Origin of the sequence: Rhizobium sp. AC27/96 (genome assembly GCF_001692325.1) — a bacterium.
GTDB lineage: Bacteria > Pseudomonadota > Alphaproteobacteria > Rhizobiales > Rhizobiaceae > Rhizobium.
Map to the genome: position 1 here is coordinate 74604 of NZ_LXKN01000073.1, position 25925 is coordinate 100528.

Below are 25925 nucleotides of genomic sequence, written 5' to 3' on the forward strand. Positions count from 1 at the left end.
CCTTGCTTACGCGCTCAGGCCACCGAACAAAGTCGGCATGTCGAGCGGGCGGAAGCCGTAATGGTTCATCCAGCGGACGTCGGCGTTGAAGAAGTCACGCAGGTCGGGCATGCCGTATTTCAGCATGGCGATGCGGTCGAGGCCCATGCCCCAGGCAAAGCCCTGATATTCATCCGGATCGAGCCCGCCATGGCGCAGCACGTTGGGATGCACCATGCCGCAGCCGAGGATCTCCATCCAGTCGGTGCCCTCGCCGAACTTGACGATCGGGCCGGAACGGTCGCACTGGATATCGACCTCGAAAGAGGGCTCCGTGAACGGGAAGAACGACGGGCGGAAGCGCATCGTCACATTGTCGACCTCGAAGAAGGTCTTGCAGAACTCTTCCAGCACCCAGCGGATATTGGCGACGTTCGCCGTCTTGTCGATGACGAGGCCTTCGACCTGATGGAACATCGGCGAATGCGTGGCGTCGCTATCCTGGCGGTAGGTCTTGCCGGGGATGATGATGCGGATCGGCGGCTTCTGCGCTTCCATGGTGCGGATCTGCACCGGCGAGGTGTGCGTGCGCAGCACCTTGCGCTCACCCTTCTCGTCCGGCTGGAAGAAGAAGGTGTCGTGCATCTCGCGGGCCGGGTGCCCCTCGGGGAAGTTCAGCGCCGTGAAGTTATAATAGTCGGTCTCGACGTCAGGACCCTCGGCGATCGAGAAGCCCATGTCGCCGAAGATGGCGGTGATCTCATCGACGATCTGGCTGATCGGATGAATGCGGCCACGCTCGGCAGGCGAGGAGCGGACCGGTAGGCTGACGTCGACCGTCTCCGCCTTCAGCTTCGCATCGATCGCCGCGTCGCGCAGCGCGCCCTTGCGCTCGTTGATCGCGTCGGTGATGGAATTCTTCAGCGCGTTGATCGCGGCACCGCGTGTCTGCCGCTCTTCCGGCGACATCGAGCCCAGTGTCTTCAACAGTTCCGAAACCGAGCCCTTCTTGCCGAGCGCGGCGACCCTCACGGCCTCGATCGATTGCTCGTCGGTTGCCGCGGCCACGTCGGCCATGAGTTGGGTTTCAAGTGTTACGAGTTCCGTCATCTGGTCCTGCCTTGCGGACCGTAGGCTATTGCGCCGCTCAGTCCACGGAATAAGTGGTGAACGCATGCATCAGAAAGCTTGTGGCAACGATGAAGCGTTGCAGATCACTACCCATGTGCACGCGGCCAATCAACCGGGCAAGGAACAAAAAACCACCAAGAAAGCGAATCATGCGCTGAAGCTCGGCACGAGCGGCAGCCGGCGCCTCCCTGGACCAGGCCTCATAGGCCCTGTTCTGCGTCTCCACGCCGAGACGGGCACCGGTGGCGATCTGGAGGAACAGAAGCCAGATGTCACGCGCCTGAGCAACCTCAAGCGGCATTACGGTTTGCGGATCTTCCTCGAAATCCATGAAACCGAGCCGCTTGCCGGCAAAGAACATGTCACGCGGATAGGGACGGCCGTGGCAAAGGCCTCCGGCGTGAAGCCGGCCAAGTTCGGCGGCGCAGGCAACCATGAGATCGTCATGGGCAACGGGGTCGCTCTCCTTCAGCTGGCCGAGACGCCGCTGCACCGTGATGCCGGCATCCTCCAGCATGAGGGCGCCATTCGAGGCATAGAGAACTTTCGGAACGGCGATGCCCTGTTCTGCGAAGATGCCTATGCGGCTGATCTCGCGCTCCGCCATCTCCTGTGGCGTCAGATAGGCACAGGGGCGAAGAAAATCGATTGGGATGATGCGCGACAGCATGGCCTGCAGGTGGCGCCAGACCCGCGGCTTCTCCGTACCGTATCGCTTGATCCACACAAGGCGTGAGGACAGTGTGACGCACTCGACGCGTCTGGCCCCGCTCACCAGCACTGTCAGTAAAGCCTCGATATCCTTGCTGGTAAGATCTGGTATCGAGTTTAATTCTTTAGTCTGGCCATTCAACAATTTCACCCACCCTCGGTGCCGAAAGTCCCCAAGGTGATCGTCACGACTGCTTGCATGCCAGAAAATACAAAACCCGCGCTGGTTACACAAGCGCGGGCTTCACAAATATGACAAAAATTTGTCTTAAAGGCGGCTTTTAGCCGACGGCAGCTTCGAACTCGTTCGTCGTGCCGGCTTCCTTGAGGTACTCGAGAGCCTTCTTCGATGCTGCAACGAGCGCACCGAAAGCTTCCGTCTCATGGATTGCCATGTCGGAGAGAACCTTGCGGTCGACTTCGATGCCAGCCTTGGTCAGGCCGTCGATGAAGCGGCCGTAGGTCAGGCCGTGTTCGCGGACAGCAGCGTTGATACGCTGGATCCAGAGAGCGCGGAAATTGCGCTTGTTAACCTTGCGGTCGCGATAAGCGTACTGCTTGGAACGATCGACAGCAGCCTTGGCGGTCCGGATGGTGTTCTTGCGGCGGCCGTAGAAGCCACGAGCCTGCTTCAGAACCTTCTTATGCTTGGCGTGGGCGGTAACGCCTCTTTTTACGCGTGCCATTTCATGATCTCCTTAGTCTATAGCGTTACGAATAGTCTTAGAGACCGTTCGGCAAGTAGTTCTTGATTACCTTACGGCCATCCGGTTCTGCGAGAACCATGGTGCCGCGGGCGTCGCGAATGAACTTGTTGCTACGCTTGATCATGCCGTGGCGCTTGCCAGCAGCGGCGGCCTTGACCTTGCCGGTCGCGGTGATCTTGAACCGCTTCTTGGCTGAGGACTTCGTCTTCATCTTGGGCATTTTGCTACTCCTTCGATGCTTCCTGGCGCGCTTTGCTAAAAAGCCCTTCCCACAGATCCGGCTGGGCCGGGCTGCGACAAGGTGCCGGAGCGTTTGTTGTTGAACGGCGGATACGGCGACGAACCGTCCCGCCAGCATTCTGAACCGCCACGGCATGCCCTGCCGGTCAGTTCGGACGCGCGCTTATAACCGCAGTTGCCTCAGAGTGCAACGGGCCGGACGCGTGAATCTTTGCAGATCGATGACAGCGTCAACCCGGCGGCTTAAAAGGAAAAAGCCGCCCAAGGGACGGCTCCGGCCTCTATTGCTGCAACCTGCGCCTCACTTCGGCGCAAGCACCATCATCATCTGGCGGCCTTCGAGCTTGGGCTCGGCTTCCACCTTGGCGATCTCGAGCGTGTCTTCCTTGACCTGCTGAAGAAGCTTCATGCCGAGTTCCTGGTGGGCCATTTCGCGACCACGGAACTTCAAGGTGACCTTCACCTTGTCGCCTTCCTCGAAGAAACGACCGATCGCCTTCATCTTCACCTCATAGTCATGGGTGTCGATATTCGGACGCATCTTGATTTCTTTGACTTCGACGATCTTCTGCTTCTTGCGCGCTTCGGCCGCTTTCTTCTGGTTGGAATACTTCAGCTTGCCGAGATCGAGAATCTTGCATACAGGCGGTTCAGCATTGGGGGAAATCTCAACCAGATCGAGACCGGCCTCCTCTGCCATTCTCAAGGCCTGGTCCGTCGCGACGATGCCCAGATTCGCGCCGTCAGCTCCGATAAGCTGTACTTTGGGAATGCGGATTTCCCTGTTGGAACGTGGCCCGTCCTTTACGGGCGCATCGGTTTTAAAGGGTCTGCGAATGGTCGTATTCTCCACGAATTGTTTCGGATTAGATGCAGCCTATCGCTCCCGTCGGCGCAACTGACGGAAATGTCGTAAAAGCTGTGTTGAAGTCAATAGCATGACATCAGGAAAAAATCACCTCCCGCGTGTCAATATAGTGTCGCGGCCGCGCGAGATGCGCGAAGGACACAGTATCGCTGCCAAATAACGCCAAAACCCCTGGCAGCGGCCGCGGATTTTTCGGGTCATGCGCGCGCGAATCTGTTCTATAAGGCAAAAAATCCCGGAGTTTCTCGATGTCCGAAGCAGCCACGGCCACCCCGCCGACCTTCCTGTCCGTCGGCAAAGGCGAAAGCCAGCGCCAGATTGCCATCAGCGAACGTGCCGCCGGCAAGGGCGCAAAGAATGTCAGCTTCGTATGGCTATCCGGCTATCGATCCGACATGAGCGGCACCAAGGCGGTGGAGCTCGACGCGCTTGCCGAACGGCTTGGCCTTGGCTGCATCCGCTTCGACTATTCCGGCCACGGCCAATCCGGCGGCGAGTTTACCGAGGGCACGATCTCGCGCTGGCTGGAAGAGGCGCTTGCCGTCATCGACCACACCAAACCCAAACGGATCGTTCTCGTCGGCTCATCGATGGGCGGCTGGATCGCGCTCAGGACCATCCAGGAATTGCGCAAGCGCAAGAAGGCGCCCGCCATTGCGGGTCTCGTGCTCATCGCGCCGGCGCCAGATTTCACCGTCGATCTCATCGAGCCCAATCTTTCGGATGCGGAGCAGCGGTCGCTGCAGGAGCGGGGCTATTTCGAAGAGCCTTCGGAATACAGTGCCGAGCCAAACATCTTCACCCGCGCCCTCATCGAGGATGGCCGCGCCAATCGCGTGCTCACCGGCATCATCGAAACCGGTTGCCCGGTGCACATCCTGCAGGGCATGGAAGATGCCGACGTGCCCTTTGCCCATTCGTTAAAGCTGGTCGAGCACCTGCCCGCCGACGACGTGGTGTTAACACTTGTGCGCGATGGCGATCATCGCCTGTCGCGACCGCAGGATCTTGAGCGCATGCTGAGTGTCGCAGAAACGCTGGCGCTGCATAATCTCGCGTAAAAACAAACAGATACAACGGAAAGCGCTCGCCGAGCGGCCTCTTGGCCGCGCAGCGTCCGCCTGCGTTTCCCTTACCGCAGGAGGCACAAGACTATGGCAACTAGCCCTTTGATTGTGCCGAAATTAACCATAGGGGGCGGTTCCGCCGTTAACACTTAAGTAACGATTGACTTCGCACGCCCCCCTACATTAACAATTTGTTAATAAATGTAGGGACGATACAAGGAATAGTGGGCGTGCGTATTAAGGGCCTTTTGGTTGCTTTCGCTGCTATAATTGCGATGTCGTCGTCGGCAATGCCGGCGTCCCAACAGACAGCGTCGATGACGGTCGGGAGCGTTACTTCCCAGCCCATCGGGCACTATGATTTCTGCCAGCGACACACCGACGAATGCGGCCCGACCCGCAATATCGGTCCCGTCGACATGAATGCCGCCGCCTGGGCGCTGGTCAACCAGATCAACCTGCGCGTCAACAAGACGATCCGGCCGGCAACGGACATGGAAGTCTACGGCCAGGAAGAATACTGGGAATATCCAAAAACCGCCGGCGACTGCGAGGATTTTGCGCTGCTGAAGCGCAGGATGCTGATGCAGAGCGGCATTTCCGCTTCCAATCTGCTGATGACGGTCGTGCGCAAGCCCGATGGCGAGGGCCATGCCGTGCTGACGCTGCGCACCAAGCAGGGCGACTATGTTCTCGACAACCTCGAGGACGAGATCAAGCTCTGGTCCAAGACCCCCTACTCCTACCTGAAGCGCCAGGCGAGCTTTAACGCCGGCCGCTGGGTGACCATCGAGAACGGCAACGACGTTCTGGTCGGCTCGGTGAAATAGGCACTGGACACTTGAATGGATGCAAAAGGCCGGCGAAGGAGCCGGCCTTTTTGTTATACTGGTTCAGGTGAGAGCGGCGTGCCGCCTCAGGCATTGCCAATCAATATACCCGCCGCCAGCACCAGGGAGCCGCCGACCACGACCTGGAAGGCCGCGCGCAGGAACGGCGTTTCCATATATTTGTTCTGGATGAAGGCGATGGCCCAGAGCTCGAAGAAGACGACGATGGCGGCGATGATCGTTGCGGTCCAGAACTGCGGAATGAGATAGGGCAGCGCGTGGCCGAGGCCGCCAAGCGCGGTCATGATCCCGCAGGCAAGACCACGCTTGATCGGCGAGCCGCGTCCGGAAATCTTGCCATCGTCATGCGCTGCTTCGGTGAAACCCATCGATATACCAGCACCGACCGAAGCCGAGAGGCCGACGAGGAAGGTCTGCCAGGTTTGCTGCGTGGCAAAGGCAGCCGCGAAGATCGGTGCAAGCGTCGAGACCGAGCCATCCATCAGGCCGGCTAGACCCGGCTGCACGTAGGTCAACACGAACTGGCGATGCGCCTTTGCGTCCTCCTCGTGCTTGACTGTCTCCGGCGTGTGTTTGTCTCCAAGCATCCGGGCGACATCTTCATGCCCCTGCTCGGCCAGCGCCAGGTCGCCGAGAAGCTGCCGCGTCGAGGCATCGGAAACCTGCTTGGCTGCCTCGACATAGAAATTATAGGCCTGCTGCTCCATCGCCTCGGCTTCATCGCGCATAGCTTCGAGAGACAGGTTCTTGCGCAGCCAGTCTGGCTTGCGCTCATAGAAGCCGCTGACATGTTCGCGCCGGATCAGCGGAATGCGTTCGCCGAACCGTCGGCGATGCATGTCGATCAGCGTCTTGCGATGGGTATCCTCGACCTCGGCCATATCTTCGAAGACTTTGGCGGACTCGGGATAATTGGCGCGTAGACTATCGGCATAGGCGAGATAGATACGCGAATCGTCTTCTTCCGCGGCGATGGCGACGGCAAGAATCTCCTGCTCGGACAAGGAGGTGAAGGAGCGTTTCGGCGAACGGAAGAAACCCAGCAGCATGGGGGATAGCCTCTTATCTTTAGAATTATTCTAATTCTAAAGTGAGTCATCATCCTGGTCAAGCACCTAGACGATATCGCGACTGGAAATCGAGCCTCGGAACGTACATGACGGAGAGCAAGGGAACGGAAAGTTCGCGATGCGACTTTGACAGATTGCCGCAACGCCTGCATGACGTCTTGGATATGCCGTGAAATTGCATAGATAGGCGGGAACGAAGACCGGTCATGATAGCGTGCCGGACGCCGCCGGCGGGAGCTTGATATGGAAAACGACATCCAGGGCCGGGCCGCCCATCTCGCCGGCATTCGTGAAAAGGCCGAGGCTGAGATGGCACGCATGGGGATCGATGCCGCTTTCATCGACAGGCTGGTCGACACGTTTTATGGGCGCATCCAGGCGCATCCGCGTCTCGGACCGGTATTCGATGGCCGCCTTGCCGGGCGCTGGCCCGATCATATGGAAAAGATGAAACGCTTCTGGTCGTCGGTTGCCTTTAAGAACGGCGCCTATGGTGGCAAGCCCGTGCAGGCACATCTCGGCGTCGAGGGTATTGCCGCCGATCTCTTTCCTGAGTGGCTGGCGCTATTTTCGCAGACGCTTGATGATATCGCGCCCTCGCAGCAGGCGAAGGACTGGTTCATGGCAACGGCAGAGCGCATCGCCAGGAGCCTGACGCTCTCGCTCTTCTATAGTCCTGCGCTGGATGACCCGGCGGGCAAGACCGCCTAAAGCCTGGCATAAGCAAACAGACGGCTCGATGGTGCCGCTGGTCAAGGTGACATCTTTAGGGCAACTTTGCGCTATAAGCGGTCCATTGACGGCGTTGCAGCTTCAACATTTTCTGTTTTGCCAGACAGGATTTCTGGAAATATCAGTGTGCCGATAGGTAAGGTGTTCATCAGAGACAGGTCTTCGGGAATGATTGGCTCTTCAGCAGGAAATCGAAATCGCGCATGAAGCATCGGCTTATCGTTCTCTCCATTTCCCTTGGTATCGCCGTCGTCATCATGAGCTCCTTTGCCAGCCGCTCAGCACTGGGGCTGGTCGTCAAGGCCTGCGAGGTCAACTCTACCCTCACGGGATCGCCGTATCCGTGCCTTAAAATAGTCCGGGCAAAGGACCGATTGTCTTCCTACGTCGTTCTTCGCGAGCCGACCGACAAGGAGCGGACCATTCTTGCTCCGCTCGCCGATGTGCCCGGCATCGAAGATCCTCGTCTTCTGGCCGCGGACGCACCGAACTATTTCGATGACGCATGGAAAGAGCGATCCGACGGGCTGGGATTGGACGCCTGGAAGGACCCCTCGCGGAATTTCGCACTGGCGATAAACGCCGCCAACTGGCGCACGCAAGATCGGCTTCACATCCACATGGGATGCGAGACACCGCGCTTTCGCACCCTCTTGAAGACCCATGCGGCGGATATCAGAAACGGTCGGTTCACAAAATTGAGGACCAAGGCCGGTTGGTGGGCAACAATCGAGACGACCGATGACCTCTCGAATTTGAACCCGCTGAAGCTTGTCGCGGATGGTGTCGAGGGAGCCCGCTCGAACATGGAAAACGTTGTTGTTGGCGTCTTCGGCACCACAACGCCGGACGGGCAGCACGGTTTCTATATTCTGGCGAGAATAATGGGCGCAAACAAAGTCCGCGGCTCCGCGGAAGATATGATCGACCCCAAGTGTGCATTGGAAAATGCGGCGCGCTAAGGGCGGGTGATCAGTTGGGCGTGAATTCGTGGAGGGGGATGCGCGCACACCCCATAAGCGCAAAACCCACTGACGCGACGGCAGACCAACCCGCCGCCAATCAGCCTTTCGTGGCGAAAATGGTTGCCCCGATACTCGCAGCCACCACAAGTGCGGTGCCGAACATCTGCGACGGCGTCATCGGCTGTGACAGGATGATAAAGCCGGCAAAAGCGCCGATGGCGGGCTCCAGGCTCATGAGAATGCCGAAGGATGAGGTCGGCATACGCCGCAGCGCCACCATTTCCAGCACGTAAGGAAGCAGCGGAACGAGCAGCGCCAGGCCGGCTATTTCGAGAAGGCCAAAACCCGTCAGATGCGGGGCGGCGGAGACAAAGCCGAAGGGTGTCGAGACGGCGGCCGCAACCAGCAACGACATGGAAAGCCCTTCGAGACCCTGAAAGGCGTTGCCGACCCTCTTCGTCAGTAGGATATAGCAGGCCCAACCCGCGCCAGCACCGATGGCAAAGAGGATACCCGGCAGATTGCCCACCCATTCCTCGCCGTCATAGGCCAAGAGCAGGACACCGATGGCAGCAAAGATCGGCCAAAGAAGCTGGCGGCTCAGCCCAAAACCGAGGGTTGCGACCAGCAGAGGCCCTAGAAATTCGATGGCGACGGCGAGCCCCAGGGGAATGCGGGCAATCGCCGAAAAGAAGGACGTCGTCATCAGCGCCGATACGGTGCCGAGCGCCAGCACGCCGAGCCATTGCGAGCGGCTGTAGCTCAGGATCTTCGGCCGAACGATGATCGCCAGCGCTGCCGAGGCAAAGACCAGCCGCAGCCATGTGGCGCCGGCCGGCCCATAGGCATTGATGATCGGAGACGACAATGCCGAGCCGAACTGGATTGACGACATCGACAGGACGCACATGAACACGCCGGCGGCGATGCCGCCGGAAGACGGCGCCACCTCCGGATGCGGCATCAGCGCCGCGCCGCCATCCGTGCCACTCTCGATGATCTTCTGATTCATGAGCTCTCCCATAGGGCGTGGTTTTTAAAGACCATGCCCGGCACTGGCAAATTCAAACTTTTCATCCTGCGATCAGACGCTTTGATGCAAGAGCCTCTCAGGCTTCGAGGCCCTTCAGCACATTGGCAACATTCAAGCCGATCTCCGGCACGCCATAGCCGCCCTCCATGCAGACGAGAACCGGCAGGCCGGCAGCTGCCACGCGCTCGCCCATGCGGATGAAATCCTCCGACGCCAGTTTGAAGAAGGAGATCGGATCGCGCTCGAACGTATCGACGCCGAGCGAGAGCACGATCGCCTCTGCTCCGAAGGCCCTGATGCGGGAAAGCGCGTCGTCCAGCGCCGCCGACCAGACCTCCCAGGGCGTGCCGCGCGACATCGGATAATTGCGGTTCGTGCCGAGCCCGTCGCCCTCGCCCTCTTCGTCGGCGTGTCCGAGGAAATAGGGAAAGGCGTGGATCGGGTCGCCATGCAGCGAGGCGGTGAAGACGTCGCCGCGCTTGTAGAATATGTCCTGCGTGCCATTGCCGTGATGGAAATCGACATCGAGCACCGCCACCTTTGCCGCGCCATGATCGCGCAGACGCTGCGCTGCGACGCCGGCATTGTTGATGAAGCAATAGCCGCCGAAGAGATCGATGCCGGCGTGATGGCCGGGCGGGCGGCAGAGCGCGAAGGCGAAACGATTGCCGGCCTGGAGCCAATCGGCACCCGTCAAAGCGCAGCGCATCGAGGCGATTGCTGCCTCATACGACCCCTTGGTGATCGAGGTATCCGCGGCATTGGCATAATGGCCGATCATGCCGACGATATTTTCCGGCACGCGCTGGCTGGTGCGGCGCACCGGAAAGGAATTGGAGATCGCCTCGCCTGTATAGCCGGCCGCGACCCAGCGCTCCCAGACCACGCCCAGAAAATCGAGATAGGCCGGATCATGCACCTTGCGCGCCGTCTCCAGCCCATGGGCTTCAGGGGCAACGACATCGGAAAAGCCTGCCTCTTTGACGGCGGCGAGGATCCATTCGGCGCGGAAAGGTGCTTCGAAGGGCGTGACGAGCTGGCCGTCATGCAGCTCGGTCTTGGCGTCCCTGAGCTTATGGTCCTCCGAGTAAATGACCCGCATCGTCGTCTCCTCCATGACAGGCTAAATCAGGTTATCGACGCAAAGGCTTACATGCATCCAGACCAAGAAAAAAGGGTGAGATGCGGCCTTGAATACAACCGCAAACGACTGCACCTTCCCGGCGTATTTAACGAACCGAGGGCAGCCAGCATGAAAATCCTGATGGTCGATGTCGACGGCGTGTTGGTCCATGGCCGGCCGAGTGACGGCTTGCCGCTGTTCACCTATCTGGAGCGCGATCTCGGGCTGCGGCTGGACCTGCTCCAGGAGGCATTCTTCAAAACCTGCTGGCGCGATATCGTCACCGGCCGCGAGGCGCTGGAGCCGAAGCTAACGGAGGTTCTCGGCACAATCGCTCCCCACCTTAGCGCCAGAACGCTGATCGACTACTGGTTTGAAAACGATTCCCGCCTCGACCATGCGCTGCTGGACGACCTTGCCGAACTGCGGGCAAAGGGGACGCAACTGTTCCTCGCCACCAACCAGGAGCATCTGCGCGCCGCCTATCTGATGGATGAGCTCGGGCTTTCCGCGCGTTTCGACGGCATTTTCTATTCCGCCGCTCTCGGCCACCAGAAGCCAGCCGTGGAATTCTTCCAGTTAGCGACCGAGCGCGTCGGCATCGCCGCTACCGAGATCGGCTTCATCGACGATGTCGAAGCCAATATCGAAGCGGCGCGGCAATTCGGCTGGAAGGCGATACAATGGACGTCAGGCACCAAGCTTAGAGACGCCATCGCCGCCTTTTCCGTTTGAGCCACCCTCTAACGCAGCGATGCGCTTATAAAACAAGGTCGTGTCGCAGAGCCCACCCTCCGGCCACATCGCATAATCCGGGATGACGCCGGCGCGTTGCCAGCCGAGACGCGGATAGATTGCCTCGGCTTCGCTGCCGGTCGCCGTATCGAGCACCAGCAAGCTCTTGCCGATGCGGGATGCTTCTCGCTCCGCCGCCTCCATCAGCAGGCGGGCGAGACCCTTGCCGCGGGCGGAGCGATGCACCAGCAGTTTTTTCAGATCGCCGCGATGCGGCTGGTTCGGCATCTGCGCGGCGCCGACCTGCACGGTGCCGACCACCTTGCCTTCGATCTCAGCAACGAGCAGCAAGGTCGCCCCGCTCTCGACGCTATCGGCGACAGCCTGCCAATAAGGCAAAGCGTCAGCCAATCCATAGGGCTGCATGAAGCCGATCGAGGCGCCGCCATTGACACAATCGGCGAGCACTTCGCAGAGATCAGTAAGGACGGCACGGGCGTCAGCGGCGGATAAGAGGCGAATGTCAGGCATGGAAAAGGTCCTTGATGATTATCAGCGGCCGCGATCGAGGATGACGCAATAGCGCGCCGATCCCTCGCCGGGATTGTGGAAGGCATGGCCGTCGCCAACGCCCATGAAAAGGCAATCGCCTGAAATCAGGCGGTGGGTGACATCGCGGTGTGTCACCTCCATCTCGCCCTCGAACAGCCAGACATGCTGGGTCATGCCGAGACTTGCGGTGTTCGGCGGGAAGATGACGCGCGCGCCGGCCGGAAAGACGACTTCGACGAGATCGACCTTCGAGCCCGTTCCCGGCGGGGAAACAGCGCGTCTGACATAACCGGTCTCCGGATCGCGCCAGATCGCTTGCTGATCGCGCCGGGCCAAGGGCGATACGTCCCTGTCTTCCTCGGCAAAGAAGGCGGAGAGCGACAGGCCGAGCGCGGCGCAGAGGCGCGACAGCAGGGAGGCCGTCGGGCTCGCCTCGGCCCGCTCGATGCGCGAGATCATGGCGCGGCTGACGGCGGAGGCATTCGCCAGCTCATCCAGCGTCAGGCCGCGATCGATGCGCAGCTGCTTGATGCGCACCCCAATCGCCAGTTCCAGATCATCGTCCGACATTTGATACCACCATCCATCGCAAATTCTACTATAAGAGAATTACACGATCAGATGATGGAATCAAGATCGGAGGCATGTACAGACGAATTTCCTGAGCGCCGTCACACCCCTGCAAGATATTGCTACTTTGTCACTAGGTGACACTCCCCGCACAACTCAAGCTTGACGCAAGGCTTCTGCCCCATTTACGGTCCAACCAACTTGGGGGCCTAAATGAAACTATCGCACGGAACTTTGCTTGCAATCCTGATCGGGTTGGCCGGCTGCACAACTATTCAGGACGACGTCAACAACAACCGCCAAGCCACAATTGCGGGCTGCGTGAAGCGGGTCGAAATGTCGAATGCCAGGTTCAAAGAGCAAGCCACCGCATATATCGGCGTGACGAAGGAACGTCTTCCGAGCGTGCTCTGCGACCGGCTGGCGGATGGCGTTGCCAGCGGCCGCATTAATCAGAGCGATATTAACGGATTGATAGCGACAGGCGATCTCACGGCGAAGTTTAGATTCCTAAAGGGCCGCTGACGGATAACACCTATAGTCAACAGAGGTTCGGCAGGTACGAGCCGACCTATAGATAACCTCAGCAAAACCCCGCTTTTCCGCTTTGCGGCGCGGGGCGGCGCTGCTATATGGCGCGCATGAGCACTAATTCCACCACTCCGCTTTCGCATATCCGCAACTTCTCGATCGTGGCCCACATCGACCACGGCAAATCGACACTGGCCGATCGTCTGATCCAGACGACGGGCGGTCTTGCCGAACGCGAGATGTCGGAGCAGGTGCTCGACAATATGGAGATCGAGCGCGAGCGCGGCATCACCATCAAGGCCCAGACGGTGCGCCTGCACTACAAGGCCAACAATGGCGAGACCTATATCCTCAACCTGATCGACACGCCCGGCCACGTCGACTTCGCCTATGAAGTCTCGCGCTCGCTGTCGGCCTGCGAGGGATCGCTGCTTGTTGTCGACGCCTCCCAGGGCGTGGAAGCGCAGACGCTCGCCAACGTCTATCAGGCGATCGACAACAATCACGAGCTCGTCACCGTCCTCAACAAGATCGACCTGCCGGCGGCCGAACCGGACCGCATCAAGGCCCAGATCGAAGAAGTCATCGGCATCGATGCCTCCGAGGCAGTGCTGATCTCCGCCAAGACCGGTCTCGGCATCCCGGACGTTCTGGAGGCCATCGTCAACAAGCTGCCCGCGCCGAAGAGCCCGGGTGGCGAAAAGGCGCCCTTGAAGGCGCTGCTGGTCGACAGCTGGTACGATACCTATCTCGGCGTCATGGTTCTCGTGCGCATCATCGACGGTGTCATGACCAAGGGCCAGACCATCCGCATGATGGGCACCGACGTAAAATACCAGGTCGAGCGCGTCGGCGTGCTCACGCCGAAGATGCTGACCGTCGAAAGCCTCGGCCCCGGCGAGATCGGCTTCATCACCGCCTCGATCAAGGAAGTGGCCGACACGCGCGTCGGCGATACCATTACCGAAGACAAGCGCCCGACGGCCTCCGCCCTGCCCGGCTTTAAGCCGGCCCAGCCTGTGGTGTTCTGCGGCCTGTTCCCGGTCGACGCGGCCGAATTCGAAGACCTGCGCTCGGCCATGGGCAAGCTGCGCCTCAACGACGCCAGCTTCTCCTTCGAGATGGAATCGTCTGCCGCCCTCGGCTTCGGCTTCCGCTGCGGCTTCCTCGGCCTGCTGCATCTGGAAATCATCCAGGAGCGCCTGGAACGCGAATTCAATCTCGACCTGATCGCGACGGCTCCATCCGTCGTCTATCAGCTGACCATGACCGACGGCACCGAGATCGAGCTGCACAACCCGGCCGACATGCCCGACGTCGTCAAGATTTCCGAATTCCGCGAACCATGGATCAAGGCGACGATCCTGACGCCTGACGATTATCTCGGCTCGATCCTGAAGCTCTGTCAGGACCGCCGCGGCATCCAGACCGAGCTGACCTATGTCGGCAACCGCGCCATGATCACCTACGACCTGCCGCTCAACGAAGTCGTCTTCGATTTCTATGACCGCCTGAAGTCGATTTCCAAGGGCTATGCTTCCTTCGACTACAGCCTGACCGACTATCGCGAGAGCGATCTCGTCAAGATGTCGATCCTCGTCAATGCCGAGCCGGTGGATGCGCTCTCGATGCTCGTGCACCGCTCCGCCGCTGAAAAGCGCGGCCGCGTCATGTGCGAAAAGCTGAAGGACCTGATCCCGCAGCACATGTTCCAGATCCCGATCCAGGCCGCCATCGGCGGGCGCATCATCGCCCGCGAAACGGTGAAGGCGCTGCGCAAGGACGTGACCGCCAAGTGCTACGGCGGCGACGCCACCCGCAAGCGCAAGCTGCTCGACAAGCAGAAGGAAGGCAAGAAGCGCATGCGGCAGTTCGGCAAGGTCGAAATCCCGCAGGAAGCGTTTATCGCTGCGCTGAAGATGGGGGATGAGTGAGCGGCTCGAAGAGCGATACCTCACGCCCTATAGAAGACAAGGCAGCTCGCGCGAGCAAGATTGAGCGCGAGCGCCTGTGGCTAATTGAAAATGCGGCTGCCCTTGCCGAAGCAAATGCCTATATCGAAAAGTACGGGCTGCCTTTTGCGCAATACCGGCAATTCTGACAGCTGGGTTTTCCCGCCGCAGATTTAGGCCTGAACCATATACTCCCCGATCAAACCCTCATATTCTTCCATCGGCGGCAGCGCGGCATAGCTGTGCTTGGCCGGCGTCGTCACCCAGGGCAGCTTTTCGCTCGTCCAGGTCTCGATGAAGGGCGTGAACCATCTGGCGTCGTCGAGCATGGTGGCGCGCATGTTGACGAACCAGTCGACGCCGTCGAGCTTTGTGAACATCCAGCTCATGCAATGCGGGCAGAAATAGTGATGGATGGTGTCGCCATGCAGGCCGCCGATCACAGGCTCGCCCTGCGTTACCTCGAAACCGTCCGAGGGGATCGCCACGCTCAGCGAATAGGCGCTGCCCGTCATGTTCTGACAGCCGGTGCAATGGCAGGCCATGGTCAGCAAGGGCTTGGCGCTGATCTTCAGCCGCACCTGCCCGCAACGGCAGCCGCCTTCGCAAGGTAATTCCAGCGTCGTCATGATTTTGTCTCCTCCCGTCTTCGATGATATTGGCGCCGATGCCCGCGCTCACTTTCCGCCAAATCAGCTTCTCAAGCTTCTGCAGCCTGAGGAAGCGCCCGCCGCGCACCGATGGTCTGAACCCAAGCGCGCGCTATGGCGAGCCCCGCAGTCTCCGCCGCTGCCGCGTGCTTGGCGACAAGCTCCGGATAGTTCTCCAGCCAGCCCGGCTCCTTGCGCTCGATGGTTTCCTTGAATTCGCCGCGCCAGCGCTCGACCACGGCGGCATTGGCCTCGAAATGGAACTGCGTGCCGTAGGTGGCGCGGCCGATACGGAAAGCCTGGTTCGGCGTGACGCCGTTGGTGGCCAGGCGCACGGCACCGGCCGGCAGCGTGAACGTGTCGCCATGCCATTCGAAGATGGTGAACTGGTCGCCGACGCCGGTCAGCAGCGGGTCCGCCTTGCCCTCTTCGGTGAGACCGACCGTCTTCCAGCCGAATTCATGGGCGGTTCCGATCAGATTGTCCGCCTCGTAGGCTCGCGCAAGGATCTGGCTGCCGAGGCAGATGCCGAGCACGGACTTGTCCTCGCCCTCGAAACGGCGCATCAAGCCCGCCAGTTCCGGCAGGTAGGGATGGGTTTCATCGGCGCGGGCATTCTGTTCGCCGCCGAGCACGACAAGCGCATCATAGGCTGACGTGTCCTTGGGAAGCGCCTCGCCATCCCAGGCACGGAACCATTCGATCCTTGCTCCGGCTTCTTCCAGCGCGATGCCGAGGGCGCCGAGCGGGGTGTTCTTCATGTTCTCGATGATAGCGACGCGCATGCCGGTGATTCCCAAACCGTGTTATCGGCTGAGATGAACACGAGGCAGCCAGTCAGGCAAGAGCCAGAGCGGTCAAGCTTTCCAAACCAGTTTGCGCTTTTCCTGGAATTGCTTTGGCTTGCAGCAGCCAAAAGCTATGCCTAGATGTCAGCAAACAGCGAAGGATCAGGACGATGAGCGACAAGCCGCGGATCACCATTCTCTATTGCACGCAATGCAACTGGCTGCTGCGCTCCGGCTGGATGGCGCAGGAACTGTTGCAGACCTTTACCGACAGCTTGGGCGAAGTGGCGCTGATCCCCGGCACCGGCGGCGTCTTCGAAATCCGCATCGATGGCGAGCTTCTATGGGAGCGCAAGCGCGATGGCGGCTTCCCCGGCCCCAAGGAGCTGAAGCAGCGGGTGCGCGATGTCATCGATCCCGAGCGCGACCTCGGCCATACGGACCGGGCGTCGCTGGAAAGCTAAGCTCCTACCGCCTAAAGATCAATCGAAGGGCGAACGGCAAGCCTGATTGCCACGGTTGATCGTCGTGTAGCTGTTGGTGCCGGGATTATAGGTGCGGTAGCGCTCGGCGCACCATGTCTGATGCTGCCTGAGCCGTTGCGCCGGCGACGGGTAGATGGCCCGCGGCGGCGGCGTAAAGGTTTCGCGCGGAGGCATCTGGACGCGCGGGGCGTCATAGCGTTTCACCCCTCCCGTATAGGGCGGCGTGATTGGAAGCGGCTGGCCGGGCCGGGTGTAAAACTGTCTCTGTCCGAAGCCGAAGCAGCCACGGGAATCACAGATGACGGAATTCGTGGTACTCGGCGGAATGCCCATCCTCGGAGGGTTCGATGCCGCGACGGCCAGCCCCGTCTGCGCCAGCAGGGCAAAGCCCAAAGCGCAGCCAAGCGCGATTCTGTCCAAAACAGCCATGACAAACTCCTGTACCGAGCGCGGCAAACCGATATCGCCGCCGCAGCGCTTCACCACTCTATTTGGGGCGCTGGCGGTGGTAAAACCAGTGCTACCGCGACGGGAAAGCCTAGACCCACGATGAGTTGATCCCTCGGACCGCTTGCTCCATAAAAGCGCTATCGTTCCAAGGAGATTGTCTGTGAGCAGCTTGAAATTTGGTACCAGCGGCCTTCGCGGCCTGTCCGTAGACCTCGTGGGACGAGCATCTGCCCTCTATGCCACAGCCTTCGCCAACCATCTGCTGAAGAGCGGCCACGCCAAGCGCGGCGATCTCATTCTCGTCGGCCGGGATTTCCGCGAATCCAGCCCCGCCATCTCGGCCACCTGCATCGGCGCGCTGAAGCGGGCTGGCCTGACCCCGATCGATTGCGGCACGCTGCCGACGCCGGCGCTGGCGCTTTACGGGCTGCAGCTGAAAACCGCCTCGCTGATGATCACCGGCTCGCATATTCCGGCCGATCGCAACGGCATCAAATTCTACCGGCCGGATGGCGAGATCGACAAGCAGGACGAAATGGCGATCAGCGCGGAGGCAACCGCGATCATCGACACGCTTCTCGACGAAACACCTGGAAACGCCGAAAATCGCACGGCGCAGACCGAAGCGCTGTTTCTGGAGCGCAACAAGGCCCTGCTCCCCGCCGGCAGCCTCGCCGGACTGACCATCGGCGTCTACCAGCACAGCACCGTCGCGCGCGACCTCTTCGACCAGGTGCTCGCCCATTACGGCGCCCGTGTGGTGCCGCTCGGCCGTTCCGAGAGCTTCATTCCGGTCGACACCGAAGCGGTCTCCACAGAAACCATCAGCCTCATGAAAGCCTGGGCACCGGAGCACGGGCTGGATGCCATCGTCTCGGCTGACGGCGATGGCGACCGGCCGCTCGTTGCAGACGAGACAGGCGAGCCGCTGCGTGGCGATCTGCTCGGCCTCATCGCTGCGAACTTCCTCGGCGCGGACGTGGTGGTGACCCCGGTGACTTCCAATTCGGGCATCGAAGCAGCCGGCTCCTACGCCGTCACCCGCACCCGCGTCGGCTCGCCCTATGTGATCGCCGGCATGGATGAAGCGATTGCCGCCGGCAAGGCCAACGTCATGGGCTTCGAGGCCAATGGCGGCACGCTTACGGCCAGCCGTTTCACCGTCGAGGGCAGGCCCTTCGATGCGCTGCCGACCCGCGACAGCTTCCTGCCGATCCTTGCGACGCTCTATGCGGCCGCGCAGGCGAAAAAGCCGCTGTCGGCCGTTGCCGGCAGCTATCGCCTGCCGTTTGCCGCCGCCGACCGCCTGGAGAACTTTCCAGTTGAAACGAGCGCAGCACTGATGGCCTCTTTGCGTGCCTCTGACGCCAATCTTGCGGGTTTCCTTGCCCCCATCGCCGGTGTGGCATCCAAGAGCGACATAGACGGGCTGCGGGTTACGCTTGCGGATGGCCGAATCATTCATTTCCGTCCTTCCGGCAATGCGCCGGAAATGCGCTGCTATGTGGAAGCAGGCAGCGAAAGCGAGGCAAAGGCCTTGCTGGAACAGGGGCTTGGCCTGATGCGTGCATGGGCCAACGCCCGGATCTGACCCGGGCTTTAACGGCTTTTTTCACGATTGACACGAAAACTTCAAAAACCCTGTTGACACCGGACGGCCACCCCCTTACATGCCTGACCGTCGCCCAGATGGCGGAATTGGTAGACGCGCCAGCTTCAGGTGCTGGTACCCGAAAGGGTGTGGAGGTTCGAGTCCTCTTCTGGGCACCATTCCATTTTGAGAAACTCAGATTTCTCAATAATTTCAAGACTAACGAGTTCCTTTGGAACACATTCGGTTCACCGGATGTGTACGATGGGACTTGTCTTGGAATTGGCGGAAACGGCGAGAATTCCCATTCGGCGAAGCAGCAAGCGGATCCTTCGCGACACCCGGCAAAATCCTCTGTTCTGATGCCCGTTTCCTGACACCCGATGCGCTTGCGCCGCGACTCTTTGGTGGTTGCCAGCCTCCCACGTCCGCCAGGTTGACGGACGAAATCCCAAGGCCATCTTTAAATCGTTGACTGTCGAAAAGACGGCGACCTAATAGAGGAAACCTTTGGGGGATTTTTGATGAGTCACAAGCGCGACTGGTACGATCTGATCGTTGGCAACGGCAACGTCAACGAGGGACTGGGCAGGATGGTGGGTTCCATCCTTGCGTTCATCGTCATCGTGGGTGTGATTTTCTGGATGATCTATCCAAACTGAGTGTTTTGCCTGCCCGGGGCAGAATGCGCCTAATGAAAGCGCTCGGAGTCCGGCTTGACGTAAAGCCCGGCCTCTCGCGCCGCTTCAAGGAATGCGTCCCGCGACTCCTCGGCGGAAACCTTGCCCAGAAGAGCATCGAGGCACACCAGCACGGCTTCATTGACAGCCGACCCGCCTTCCACCGGCCACTCCTCGCTCATGCAGTTGGCGGCATCGAGCGCGTTCGTGATGATCGCGTAATGGCCGATCCCGTTGAGGTCGACTATGACGGGATTGTTCCAATCACCATATTCCATAGCTATCCTCCCTAACCGTATAGCGCCATCAGCGCCGCGATGAGAAAAGATCCAGTCCCGGCAAATGCCGCCATCGTCGTATAATAGTCCATGGGTCCAACTCCTCACCTCAGATAGCTGGATAACGTGGCGAGGCCACGGAGGTTCCTGGGTCGAGAGCGTCTCGTTAAGATTTTCTTAGGATCTTCGCGGGGTTGGCCGAATATGGCGCGCTCAAGCGCGATCGCCATATGCTCGCACTTTCCTGGTTGTCCGTTGTTCGTTTCCCATTTTGCGCAACCCTCCATCCCGCTAGGGCGCTACCTCTCGTCCTGTCATCTGGTTAACGTTTGACGCAGGGAGGAGGCACATAAAACAAGGGAACGATAAGATGGACCATATCTGCAACCTCCTCTGGCTTGCCTTCAGCGTCGCCCTGCTCTTTGCCGCGCTGAACAGGAGATTGGTCGGAGATTATCTGAGCATGTGGTATCTGCTGGTCATCACCGCCATGGCTGTTCTGGCCTGGGTTGGGGTATTCCCAACCGATCTGAGCGCCGCGCGAGCCGGATAGGTTCCGCGTCAGAACCGATGCAGTTTGGCCTTGCCCATTTTCGCTTCCAGCCTTCAATCCAGGCATAGAAAAGACCGCCGAATATCCCTTCGGCAGTCTCTGGTATGAGACCGTAATAGCGTGAGCTGGAGCTTCGGCATCAGGGGAAGGCGACCATGCTTTCCTCCCTCCGGAGACCAGCTGCTCTCAGGATGAGCGGAAGCCGGATGCATCCATGCTCCCTCCTGGCGGCGCGCTCTAGTAATGATCGGACTGCGAGAAGGTATGGGCAAGTTCGGCCTGCCCCGCCGTCAGGCCGCAATCGACCGGCAGGCAGACACCGGTGATGGCGCCGGCAAGCGGGCTTGCAAGGAAAGACACGGCGTTGGCGACATCGACGGGATCGACGACACGGCGCAGCGCATACCAGCGCTTTGCTTCCTCGAAGACATTCGGGTTCGCGGCGGCGCGCACTTCCCAGGCTTGCGTGCGCACCGTGCCCGGCGCGACCGCGTTGGCGCGAATGCCGAACTTGCCATATTCGACGGCCACCAGCCGGGTGAAATGCAGGAGCCCGGCCTTGGCGGCGCTATAGGCCGGATGACCGAAGACGGCCAGACCGTTGACGGAGGCGATATTGATCAGCGACCCCTTCGACGCCTTCAGCATGTCCTCGACCGCGCGGAAGCACAGGAACGCCGCCTCCAGATTAAGCGCATTGTCGGCGCGCCAGATTTCCGGCGTCGTATCATGAAGGCTGACCGCACGGGCGGCGCCCGCATTGTTGACCAGCGTCCGGACCGTGCCCAGGCTCGACGCGGCCTTTGCCATTTCGGCGGTATCGGCTTCGTTGGTTATGTCAGCCTTGATCGCGACGAAGCGGTCTGCAGGCCCCAGATCCTGCGCCGCCTTTTGCGCGGCCGCCTCGTCGATATCGACGAGCAGGATGACATCATGGTCATCCGCCAGACGCTTTGCGATGGCGCGGCCGATATCGCCTGCGGCCCCGGTGACGATGGCAACCGATTTACTCATATGTTTTCCTCTAGCTATCGTTGTTCCCTGCGCAATTCCGGACGAAAACCGCTGCGCATTTTTGCTGAAATTGCTCTAGTCCCCGAGAAGCTGGCGGTCGTCGCCGTCGCGATGGGTGACGAGTTGCTGTTTGATACGGCGCAAGATCACCGTGGCCTGCGGGCGCAAGCGGTAGGCGACGAGGCTGGCGAGAATGTCGACCACGGCAAGATATGCGATGCGCGTCGACGTCGGCCTATAGATATTGTCGCCTTCCGGCAGATCGATCGGCACGGTGGTATCGGCGACATGAGCCACCGGACTGTCGCTCTGCGTGAGGGCGATGGTCGGCACCTTGGCTTCGCGCGCCAGCGTGAAGGCGCGCACCAGCTCGGCGTTACGGCCGGAAAAGGATGAACCGATCAGCACATCCCCGGGCTTGGCGGCTGCGGCCATCATCAACTGCATGCTGTGATCGGAGCTCGCGGTGATGCGCAGGCCGAACCGGAACAGGCGATTCTGGATTTCGCTGGCAATCATCGAGGAATTGCCACCGGAGCCGAAGGCGTAGATCATCTCGGCGCCGGCCAGCCGATCAGCCGCCCGTTCGATGGCTCCAACGTCCAGACCGCGATGCAGCAGGAATAGCGCATTCTGCGCCTTGGTAATAATGTCCTGGGCGACATCGGCCGGCGCTATGCTCTTCGGCTCGGGCTTGAGGTAGCGCATGCCGACATAGGCGGTGCGTGCCAGCTGCACCTTGAAATCCGAGAAGCTTTCGCAGCCGAGGCGGCGGCAGAAGCGCGTAACGGTCGGCGGCGAGACATCCGCCTTGCCGGCCAGCTCGATGATGGAAGCGTTGACGGCGAATTCGAAATCGTTGAGGACGATGTCGGCAATGCGGACTTCCGATTGTGAAAGCCGCCCTCTTTCGTCCTGCATGGTCGTGAAGATATCCATCAGCTCCCCCTTTGATTTGTCGCTGGGTTCTAAACGTCCGACACCTGGCAAGCGACACAAGCCATCGCAATCCCGCAACTCGCTATCGATGCCTACCTACGAGTGTGCGAGGGAGCGCGGCTCGCCGTTCGCGTCCATCTGACGGGAACCATAATGAGTGACGAACATCATATGATTCCTGCAAATTATTTTCTTGATGCGTTGACAAATGACCATAGAAAGCAGAATTTAGCCAGTGAAAATCGAGAATTATGAAAAGAATTTAAATGACGGCGGATACAATGCGTGATCCATTCAAGAATCCCTTTCCTGCCAGCGACGCTCCCAGACACGCGATTTGGGAAATGCTCGTCCCTCGCGACATCGACGCATTTCTGGCGGCCGACTGGTCCATGGTAGCAGGCGATTTCGTCGAAGAGGGCTTTATCGGCATTGACGGCCGTCGTGAGGTCAGCCCCGACAAATGGCGCCTCGCCTTTCCGAGTCTTGCCGCCTACCGCGACGAATGGCTGCGCCAGGCGCGCGATTTCGCCACACAGTCCTTTGCCGAGGACACGCGCACCGCGATTTTCACCACCACGACACTCGAGGATATCGAGATCGAGGATGACATGGCGCTGGTGCGCAAGAAATTCGATGGCAGCCTGACGAAGTCAGATGGCAGTATCGACGTGATGAAATGGCAGACACTTTATTATTGCCGCCTGCATGAGGGGCGCTGGAAGATCAGCGGCTTCACCGGTTACCTGCCGAACCCTATGGAATAGAGGCGACAGCATTGCGCATATTCACCGCGGCTTTCGCGACCGAGACGAACACCTTCTCCCCCATCTGCATCGACCGGCGCGCTTTCGAAGCGTCTCTCTATGCGCCTCCGGGCACGCATCCGGAAACGCCGACACTCTGCTCCGCTCCGATCACCGTCGGCCGGCGCGTCGCGGCGCAAAAGGGCTGGGAGCTGATCGAAGGCACGGCCACCTGGGCCGATCCGGCCGGTCTGGTCAATCGCCGGACCTATGAGGACCTGCGCGACGAAATCCTCGACCAGCTGCGCGCGGCCATGCCGGTCGATGCCGTGGTGCTCGGCCTGCATGGGGCCATGGTTGCGGACGGTTATGAAGATACCGAGGGCGATTTCCTCACGCGCGTACGCGAGATCGTCGGGCCGGACATTCTGGTCTGCGCCGAGCTTGACCCGCACAGCCATCTGACGAAGAAGCGCCTCTCGGCGGCTGAATTCTTCGTCTACTTCAAGGAATTCCCGCACACGGATTTCGTTGACCGCGCCGAGGATCTCTGGCGCATCGCCGTCGATACGCTGGAAGGCCGCGTAAAGCCTGTCATGTCGGTATTCGATTGCCGCATGATCGACGTTTTCCCGACCTCGCGCGACCCGATGCGCTCCTTCGTCGACAAGATCATGGCGATGGAACAGGCCGACCCGGATATCCTGTCGATCTCCGTCATCCATGGCTTCATGGCCGGCGACGTTCCCGAGATGGGCACCAAGCTGCTTGTGGTAACCGATAATAAGCCGGATAAGGGTTCTGCAATCGCCCGCGATCTCGGCCTGGAACTCTTCTCCAAGCGCGGCACGTTCATCATGCCGCAGATCGACGAGAAAGAGGCTGTCAGCCAGGCCATGGCTGCCACATCGGGTCCGATCGTCATCGCCGATCTCTGGGACAATCCGGGCGGCGGCACTTCGGGAGACGCCACCGTTATCCTGCAGGAACTGCTCGACCGTGGCGCCACAGATACGGCGATCGGCACGATCTGGGATCCGATGGCGGTGCAGATATGCATGGCCGCCGGCGAAGGCGCTGAAATCCCGCTGCGCTTCGGTGCCAAATCGGCGCCGGGTACCGGCAATCCCATCGACGGCCACGTCAAGATCATCCGTCTGGTCGCCAATGCCGAGATGCGTTTCGGCGAGAGCTACGCCCCCTTCGGCGATGCCGCCTATATCCGGTACAAGGGTATCGACATCATCCTGAATTCGACGCGCGCGCAGAGCTTCGACCCGAGCCTATTCTCCGTCATGGGCATCGATCCGACACAGAAGAAGATCCTGGTCATCAAATCGACCAATCACTTCTACGCATCCTTCTCCAAGATCGCCTCGGAAATCCTTTATTGCTCGGCCGGGACGCCCTATCCGAACAATCCAGCCCGCACCCCCTATCGCCGCGCACCGAAAGACATCTGGCCCATGGTGGCCGATCCGCATGCGACAGAACGCAAAGGCGCCTGATATGACACACGACATCGCCTCGGAAATCAGCCCCAAATCCGGTGATCGGATCGAGGGGCTCTCGACCCCGCGCCCGATCATCGACGAGGAACGGCTGGCTGCGAATATCGCTCGCGTGCAGTCTTACATGGACGCGCACGGCCTGAACTTCCGTCCGCATATCAAGACGCACAAGATCCCAGCCGTGGCGCGCGCCCAGGTAGCCGCCGGCGCCAAGGGTATCAACTGCCAGAAGATCACCGAGGCGGAAGCATTTGCCGATGCCGGCTTCGAAGATATCCTGATCACCTTCAACATTCTCGGCCCTGAAAAGCTTGTTCGCCTCTCGGCGCTGAACGATCGCATTTCCGGCCTGAAGGTCGTGGCCGACAGCACCGTTACCGTCGACGGTCTCTCTGCCTGGTTCGCCGAACGCAAGCCGCTGACCGTGCTGGTGGAATGCGACACCGGCGGTGCGCGCTGCGGCGTGCAATCGCCCGAGCAAGCCGCCGCTCTCGGCAAGCATATCTCCGGCAAGCCCGGCCTCACCTTCGGGGGCTTGATGAGCTATCCGAAGCCCAATAATGCCGAGGGGACGCAGGCGTTCCTGGCCGACTCCGTTGCGCTGCTGAAGAATGAGGGCATCGCATGCCCTGTTGTCAGCAATGGCGGCACACCAAGCCTGTTCGAGGCGCACCTCGTGACGGCGGCTACCGAGCATCGTGCCGGCACCTATATTTATAACGACAGATCAATGGTGCGCGCCGGTCATTGCCGCGAGGAGGATTGCGCGATGCATATCCTCGCCACCGTCGTCTCCAGGCCAACCGAAGACCGCGCCGTCATCGACGCCGGCTCGAAGGCGCTCACCTCCGATCTCCTCGGCTTTGCCGATTTCGGCCATGTGGTCGATTATCCGGAAGCCATCATCAAGGGTCTTTCGGAAGAGCATGGGGTGATCGACCTGTCGAACTGCACCGGTCCGCGCCCGCAGATCGGCGACAAGATCCGCATCATCCCCAATCACACCTGCGTCGTATCCAACCTGTTCGACCAGATGGTCTTCCACCGAGACGGCGTGGTGACCCGCGTCGAGGATGTGGCCGCTCGCGGGCTCGTCTGGTAGCGGCTTCGGCGACAAGCCGCCCTCGTGGTTCGATACGGCCCTGTGGGCCTCCTCACCTTGAGGGCCGCTCCCGGCGCCTTACGGCCCAGCTGCCCCGTCGCGATGTGAGCCGATCGTCTCCCGTCCCGTAGTAGGGCGCTCGCATATGAACTGAGATCGTTACCATGCAACCCTTCTCCCCTTGGGGAGAAGGAGCTCCCAGCGCAGGCGTGCTCCACATGCAATTGCCCTGCACCCGGCAGCGGGAAAGCCAATCGCTTGATTGCAATTTTGTCTTGGCGTGGGCTCGCTCCGCCTCATCCTGAGGTGCGCAGCGTCCTG

At 60.3% G+C, this 25925-nt stretch carries 30 protein-coding genes, 1 tRNA gene and 1 pseudogene; 16 read left to right on the forward strand and 16 right to left on the reverse strand.

Annotated features, from left to right (window positions below; genetic code table 11):
• Window positions 1-6: 6 nt before the first annotated feature.
• The 5 genes from pheS to infC all read right to left on the reverse strand — a co-directional run bounded on the left by pheS (window position 7) and on the right by infC (window position 3606).
• Complete coding sequence (gene pheS, locus A6U86_RS32585; protein ID WP_068400725.1) at window positions 7-1089, reverse strand: phenylalanine--tRNA ligase subunit alpha; 1083 nt, start codon at window positions 1087-1089, stop codon at window positions 7-9.
• A 37-nt stretch (window positions 1090-1126) separates the two neighbouring features.
• Window positions 1127-1885, reverse strand: a complete 759-nt coding sequence (locus A6U86_RS32590; protein ID WP_141683865.1) for a serine/threonine protein phosphatase — start codon at window positions 1883-1885, stop codon at window positions 1127-1129.
• Window positions 1886-2102: 217 nt separating this feature from the next.
• Window positions 2103-2507 carry a 50S ribosomal protein L20 gene (rplT, locus tag A6U86_RS32595; protein ID WP_068400732.1) on the reverse strand — a complete coding sequence of 135 codons (405 nt, stop codon included), beginning with the start codon at window positions 2505-2507 and terminating at the stop codon, window positions 2103-2105.
• A 37-nt stretch (window positions 2508-2544) separates the two neighbouring features.
• A complete protein-coding gene (rpmI, locus tag A6U86_RS32600; RefSeq protein ID WP_003544621.1) occupies window positions 2545-2748 on the reverse strand; it encodes a 50S ribosomal protein L35 in 204 nt (67 codons plus the stop codon).
• Window positions 2749-3069: 321 nt separating this feature from the next.
• Window positions 3070-3606, reverse strand: coding sequence for a translation initiation factor IF-3 (gene infC / locus A6U86_RS32605; RefSeq protein WP_174070236.1), 537 nt, complete (start codon window positions 3604-3606; stop codon window positions 3070-3072).
• Between the two features lie 278 nt (window positions 3607-3884).
• On the opposite strand from infC, the gene A6U86_RS32610 reads away from it, so the two are divergent.
• Both A6U86_RS32610 and A6U86_RS32615 read left to right on the forward strand, forming a co-directional pair.
• Window positions 3885-4697, forward strand: a complete 813-nt coding sequence (locus A6U86_RS32610; protein ID WP_068400737.1) for a carboxylesterase — start codon at window positions 3885-3887, stop codon at window positions 4695-4697.
• Between the two features lie 236 nt (window positions 4698-4933).
• Window positions 4934-5533 carry a transglutaminase-like cysteine peptidase gene (locus A6U86_RS32615; protein ID WP_068401158.1) on the forward strand — a complete coding sequence of 200 codons (600 nt, stop codon included), beginning with the start codon at window positions 4934-4936 and terminating at the stop codon, window positions 5531-5533.
• Between the two features lie 86 nt (window positions 5534-5619).
• On the opposite strand, the gene mbfA is transcribed toward A6U86_RS32615, so the two are convergent.
• The gene (mbfA, locus tag A6U86_RS32620) at window positions 5620-6603 is read right to left on the reverse strand and encodes an iron exporter MbfA (RefSeq protein ID WP_068400740.1); all 984 of its coding nucleotides are present in this window, start codon (window positions 6601-6603) and stop codon (window positions 5620-5622) included.
• Window positions 6604-6867: 264 nt separating this feature from the next.
• On the opposite strand from mbfA, the gene A6U86_RS32625 reads away from it, so the two are divergent.
• On the forward strand, window positions 6868-7335 hold the full coding sequence (locus tag A6U86_RS32625) for a group III truncated hemoglobin (RefSeq protein WP_068400741.1): 468 nt from the start codon (window positions 6868-6870) through the stop codon (window positions 7333-7335).
• 224 nt (window positions 7336-7559) lie between these two features.
• Window positions 7560-8318, forward strand: a complete 759-nt coding sequence (locus A6U86_RS32630) for a CDP-diacylglycerol diphosphatase (RefSeq protein WP_068400743.1) — start codon at window positions 7560-7562, stop codon at window positions 8316-8318.
• Between the two features lie 100 nt (window positions 8319-8418).
• Here the strand turns inward: A6U86_RS32630 and A6U86_RS32635 are convergent, their stop codons facing one another.
• Both A6U86_RS32635 and A6U86_RS32640 read right to left on the reverse strand, forming a co-directional pair.
• Window positions 8419-9333 carry a DMT family transporter gene (locus A6U86_RS32635; protein WP_068401161.1) on the reverse strand — a complete coding sequence of 305 codons (915 nt, stop codon included), beginning with the start codon at window positions 9331-9333 and terminating at the stop codon, window positions 8419-8421.
• Between the two features lie 97 nt (window positions 9334-9430).
• Window positions 9431-10456 (reverse strand): histone deacetylase family protein, encoded by a 1026-nt coding sequence (locus tag A6U86_RS32640; protein WP_068401164.1) that lies wholly within the window; start codon window positions 10454-10456, stop codon window positions 9431-9433.
• A gap of 150 nt (window positions 10457-10606) precedes the next feature.
• On the opposite strand from A6U86_RS32640, the gene A6U86_RS32645 reads away from it, so the two are divergent.
• Complete coding sequence (locus tag A6U86_RS32645; protein WP_068400745.1) at window positions 10607-11212, forward strand: HAD-IA family hydrolase; 606 nt, start codon at window positions 10607-10609, stop codon at window positions 11210-11212.
• On the opposite strand, the gene A6U86_RS32650 is transcribed toward A6U86_RS32645, so the two are convergent.
• Entirely contained in the window at window positions 11168-11743 is a 576-nt protein-coding gene (locus A6U86_RS32650; RefSeq protein ID WP_068400748.1) for a GNAT family N-acetyltransferase, read from the reverse strand. The two genes, A6U86_RS32645 and A6U86_RS32650, sit on opposite strands and share 45 nt — an antisense overlap.
• A gap of 21 nt (window positions 11744-11764) precedes the next feature.
• Window positions 11765-12334, reverse strand: a complete 570-nt coding sequence (locus A6U86_RS32655) for a helix-turn-helix transcriptional regulator (RefSeq protein WP_068400751.1) — start codon at window positions 12332-12334, stop codon at window positions 11765-11767.
• Window positions 12335-12568: 234 nt separating this feature from the next.
• Here A6U86_RS32655 and A6U86_RS32660 point away from each other — a divergent pair, with 234 nt between their 5' ends.
• From A6U86_RS32660 to A6U86_RS35070, 3 genes and pseudogenes are all read left to right on the forward strand, one after another.
• The gene (locus A6U86_RS32660) at window positions 12569-12859 is read left to right on the forward strand and encodes a hypothetical protein (RefSeq protein ID WP_068400753.1); all 291 of its coding nucleotides are present in this window, start codon (window positions 12569-12571) and stop codon (window positions 12857-12859) included.
• Between the two features lie 107 nt (window positions 12860-12966).
• Window positions 12967-14799, forward strand: a complete 1833-nt coding sequence (lepA, locus tag A6U86_RS32665; RefSeq protein ID WP_068400756.1) for a translation elongation factor 4 — start codon at window positions 12967-12969, stop codon at window positions 14797-14799.
• Window positions 14800-14807: 8 nt separating this feature from the next.
• Window positions 14808-14966 (forward strand): annotated as a pseudogene (locus A6U86_RS35070) (type II toxin-antitoxin system CcdA family antitoxin); the annotation flags it as partial.
• 24 nt (window positions 14967-14990) lie between these two features.
• Here the strand turns inward: A6U86_RS35070 and A6U86_RS32670 are convergent.
• Both A6U86_RS32670 and A6U86_RS32675 read right to left on the reverse strand, forming a co-directional pair.
• Window positions 14991-15446 carry a GFA family protein gene (locus tag A6U86_RS32670; protein WP_068400759.1) on the reverse strand — a complete coding sequence of 152 codons (456 nt, stop codon included), beginning with the start codon at window positions 15444-15446 and terminating at the stop codon, window positions 14991-14993.
• Between the two features lie 71 nt (window positions 15447-15517).
• Complete coding sequence (locus A6U86_RS32675; protein WP_068400762.1) at window positions 15518-16252, reverse strand: type 1 glutamine amidotransferase; 735 nt, start codon at window positions 16250-16252, stop codon at window positions 15518-15520.
• Window positions 16253-16425: 173 nt separating this feature from the next.
• Between A6U86_RS32675 and A6U86_RS32680 the strand changes: the two genes are divergently transcribed.
• Window positions 16426-16719, forward strand: coding sequence for a SelT/SelW/SelH family protein (locus A6U86_RS32680; protein ID WP_034514177.1), 294 nt, complete (start codon window positions 16426-16428; stop codon window positions 16717-16719).
• 18 nt (window positions 16720-16737) lie between these two features.
• On the opposite strand, the gene A6U86_RS32685 is transcribed toward A6U86_RS32680, so the two are convergent.
• Window positions 16738-17169, reverse strand: a complete 432-nt coding sequence (locus tag A6U86_RS32685; protein ID WP_068401167.1) for a BA14K family protein — start codon at window positions 17167-17169, stop codon at window positions 16738-16740.
• Window positions 17170-17359: 190 nt separating this feature from the next.
• On the opposite strand from A6U86_RS32685, the gene A6U86_RS32690 reads away from it, so the two are divergent.
• The 3 genes from A6U86_RS32690 (at window position 17360) to A6U86_RS35760 (ending at window position 19443) form a co-directional block, all read left to right on the forward strand.
• Window positions 17360-18781: a phosphomannomutase gene (locus A6U86_RS32690; protein ID WP_198929126.1), complete on the forward strand. Its 1422-nt coding sequence runs from the start codon at window positions 17360-17362 to the stop codon at window positions 18779-18781.
• A 92-nt stretch (window positions 18782-18873) separates the two neighbouring features.
• Window positions 18874-18960 (forward strand) — tRNA-Leu (locus A6U86_RS32695).
• Between the two features lie 345 nt (window positions 18961-19305).
• Window positions 19306-19443 carry a hypothetical protein gene (locus A6U86_RS35760; RefSeq protein WP_198929123.1) on the forward strand — a complete coding sequence of 46 codons (138 nt, stop codon included), beginning with the start codon at window positions 19306-19308 and terminating at the stop codon, window positions 19441-19443.
• Between the two features lie 29 nt (window positions 19444-19472).
• Here the strand turns inward: A6U86_RS35760 and A6U86_RS32700 are convergent, their stop codons facing one another.
• On the reverse strand, window positions 19473-19739 hold the full coding sequence (locus tag A6U86_RS32700; RefSeq protein ID WP_068400768.1) for a DUF982 domain-containing protein: 267 nt from the start codon (window positions 19737-19739) through the stop codon (window positions 19473-19475).
• 370 nt (window positions 19740-20109) lie between these two features.
• Between A6U86_RS32700 and A6U86_RS32705 the strand changes: the two genes are divergently transcribed.
• Window positions 20110-20292 (forward strand): hypothetical protein, encoded by a 183-nt coding sequence (locus A6U86_RS32705; RefSeq protein WP_068400770.1) that lies wholly within the window; start codon window positions 20110-20112, stop codon window positions 20290-20292.
• A 237-nt stretch (window positions 20293-20529) separates the two neighbouring features.
• On the opposite strand, the gene A6U86_RS32710 is transcribed toward A6U86_RS32705, so the two are convergent.
• Together A6U86_RS32710 and A6U86_RS32715 are read right to left on the reverse strand one after the other, a co-directional pair.
• Entirely contained in the window at window positions 20530-21306 is a 777-nt protein-coding gene (locus A6U86_RS32710; protein ID WP_068400773.1) for an SDR family oxidoreductase, read from the reverse strand.
• Window positions 21307-21381: 75 nt separating this feature from the next.
• Window positions 21382-22245, reverse strand: coding sequence for a MurR/RpiR family transcriptional regulator (locus A6U86_RS32715; protein ID WP_068400776.1), 864 nt, complete (start codon window positions 22243-22245; stop codon window positions 21382-21384).
• 281 nt (window positions 22246-22526) lie between these two features.
• Here A6U86_RS32715 and A6U86_RS32720 point away from each other — a divergent pair, with 281 nt between their 5' ends.
• Genes A6U86_RS32720 through A6U86_RS32730 form a run of 3 tightly spaced genes read left to right on the forward strand, consistent with a single transcriptional unit; the run spans window position 22527 to window position 25604 of the window.
• On the forward strand, window positions 22527-23012 hold the full coding sequence (locus tag A6U86_RS32720) for a hypothetical protein (RefSeq protein WP_068401173.1): 486 nt from the start codon (window positions 22527-22529) through the stop codon (window positions 23010-23012).
• An 11-nt stretch (window positions 23013-23023) separates the two neighbouring features.
• Window positions 23024-24499, forward strand: coding sequence for a M81 family metallopeptidase (locus A6U86_RS32725; protein ID WP_068400777.1), 1476 nt, complete (start codon window positions 23024-23026; stop codon window positions 24497-24499).
• Between the two features lies 1 nt (window position 24500).
• Window positions 24501-25604 (forward strand): D-TA family PLP-dependent enzyme, encoded by a 1104-nt coding sequence (locus A6U86_RS32730; protein ID WP_068401170.1) that lies wholly within the window; start codon window positions 24501-24503, stop codon window positions 25602-25604.
• Window positions 25605-25925 lie beyond the last annotated feature (321 nt).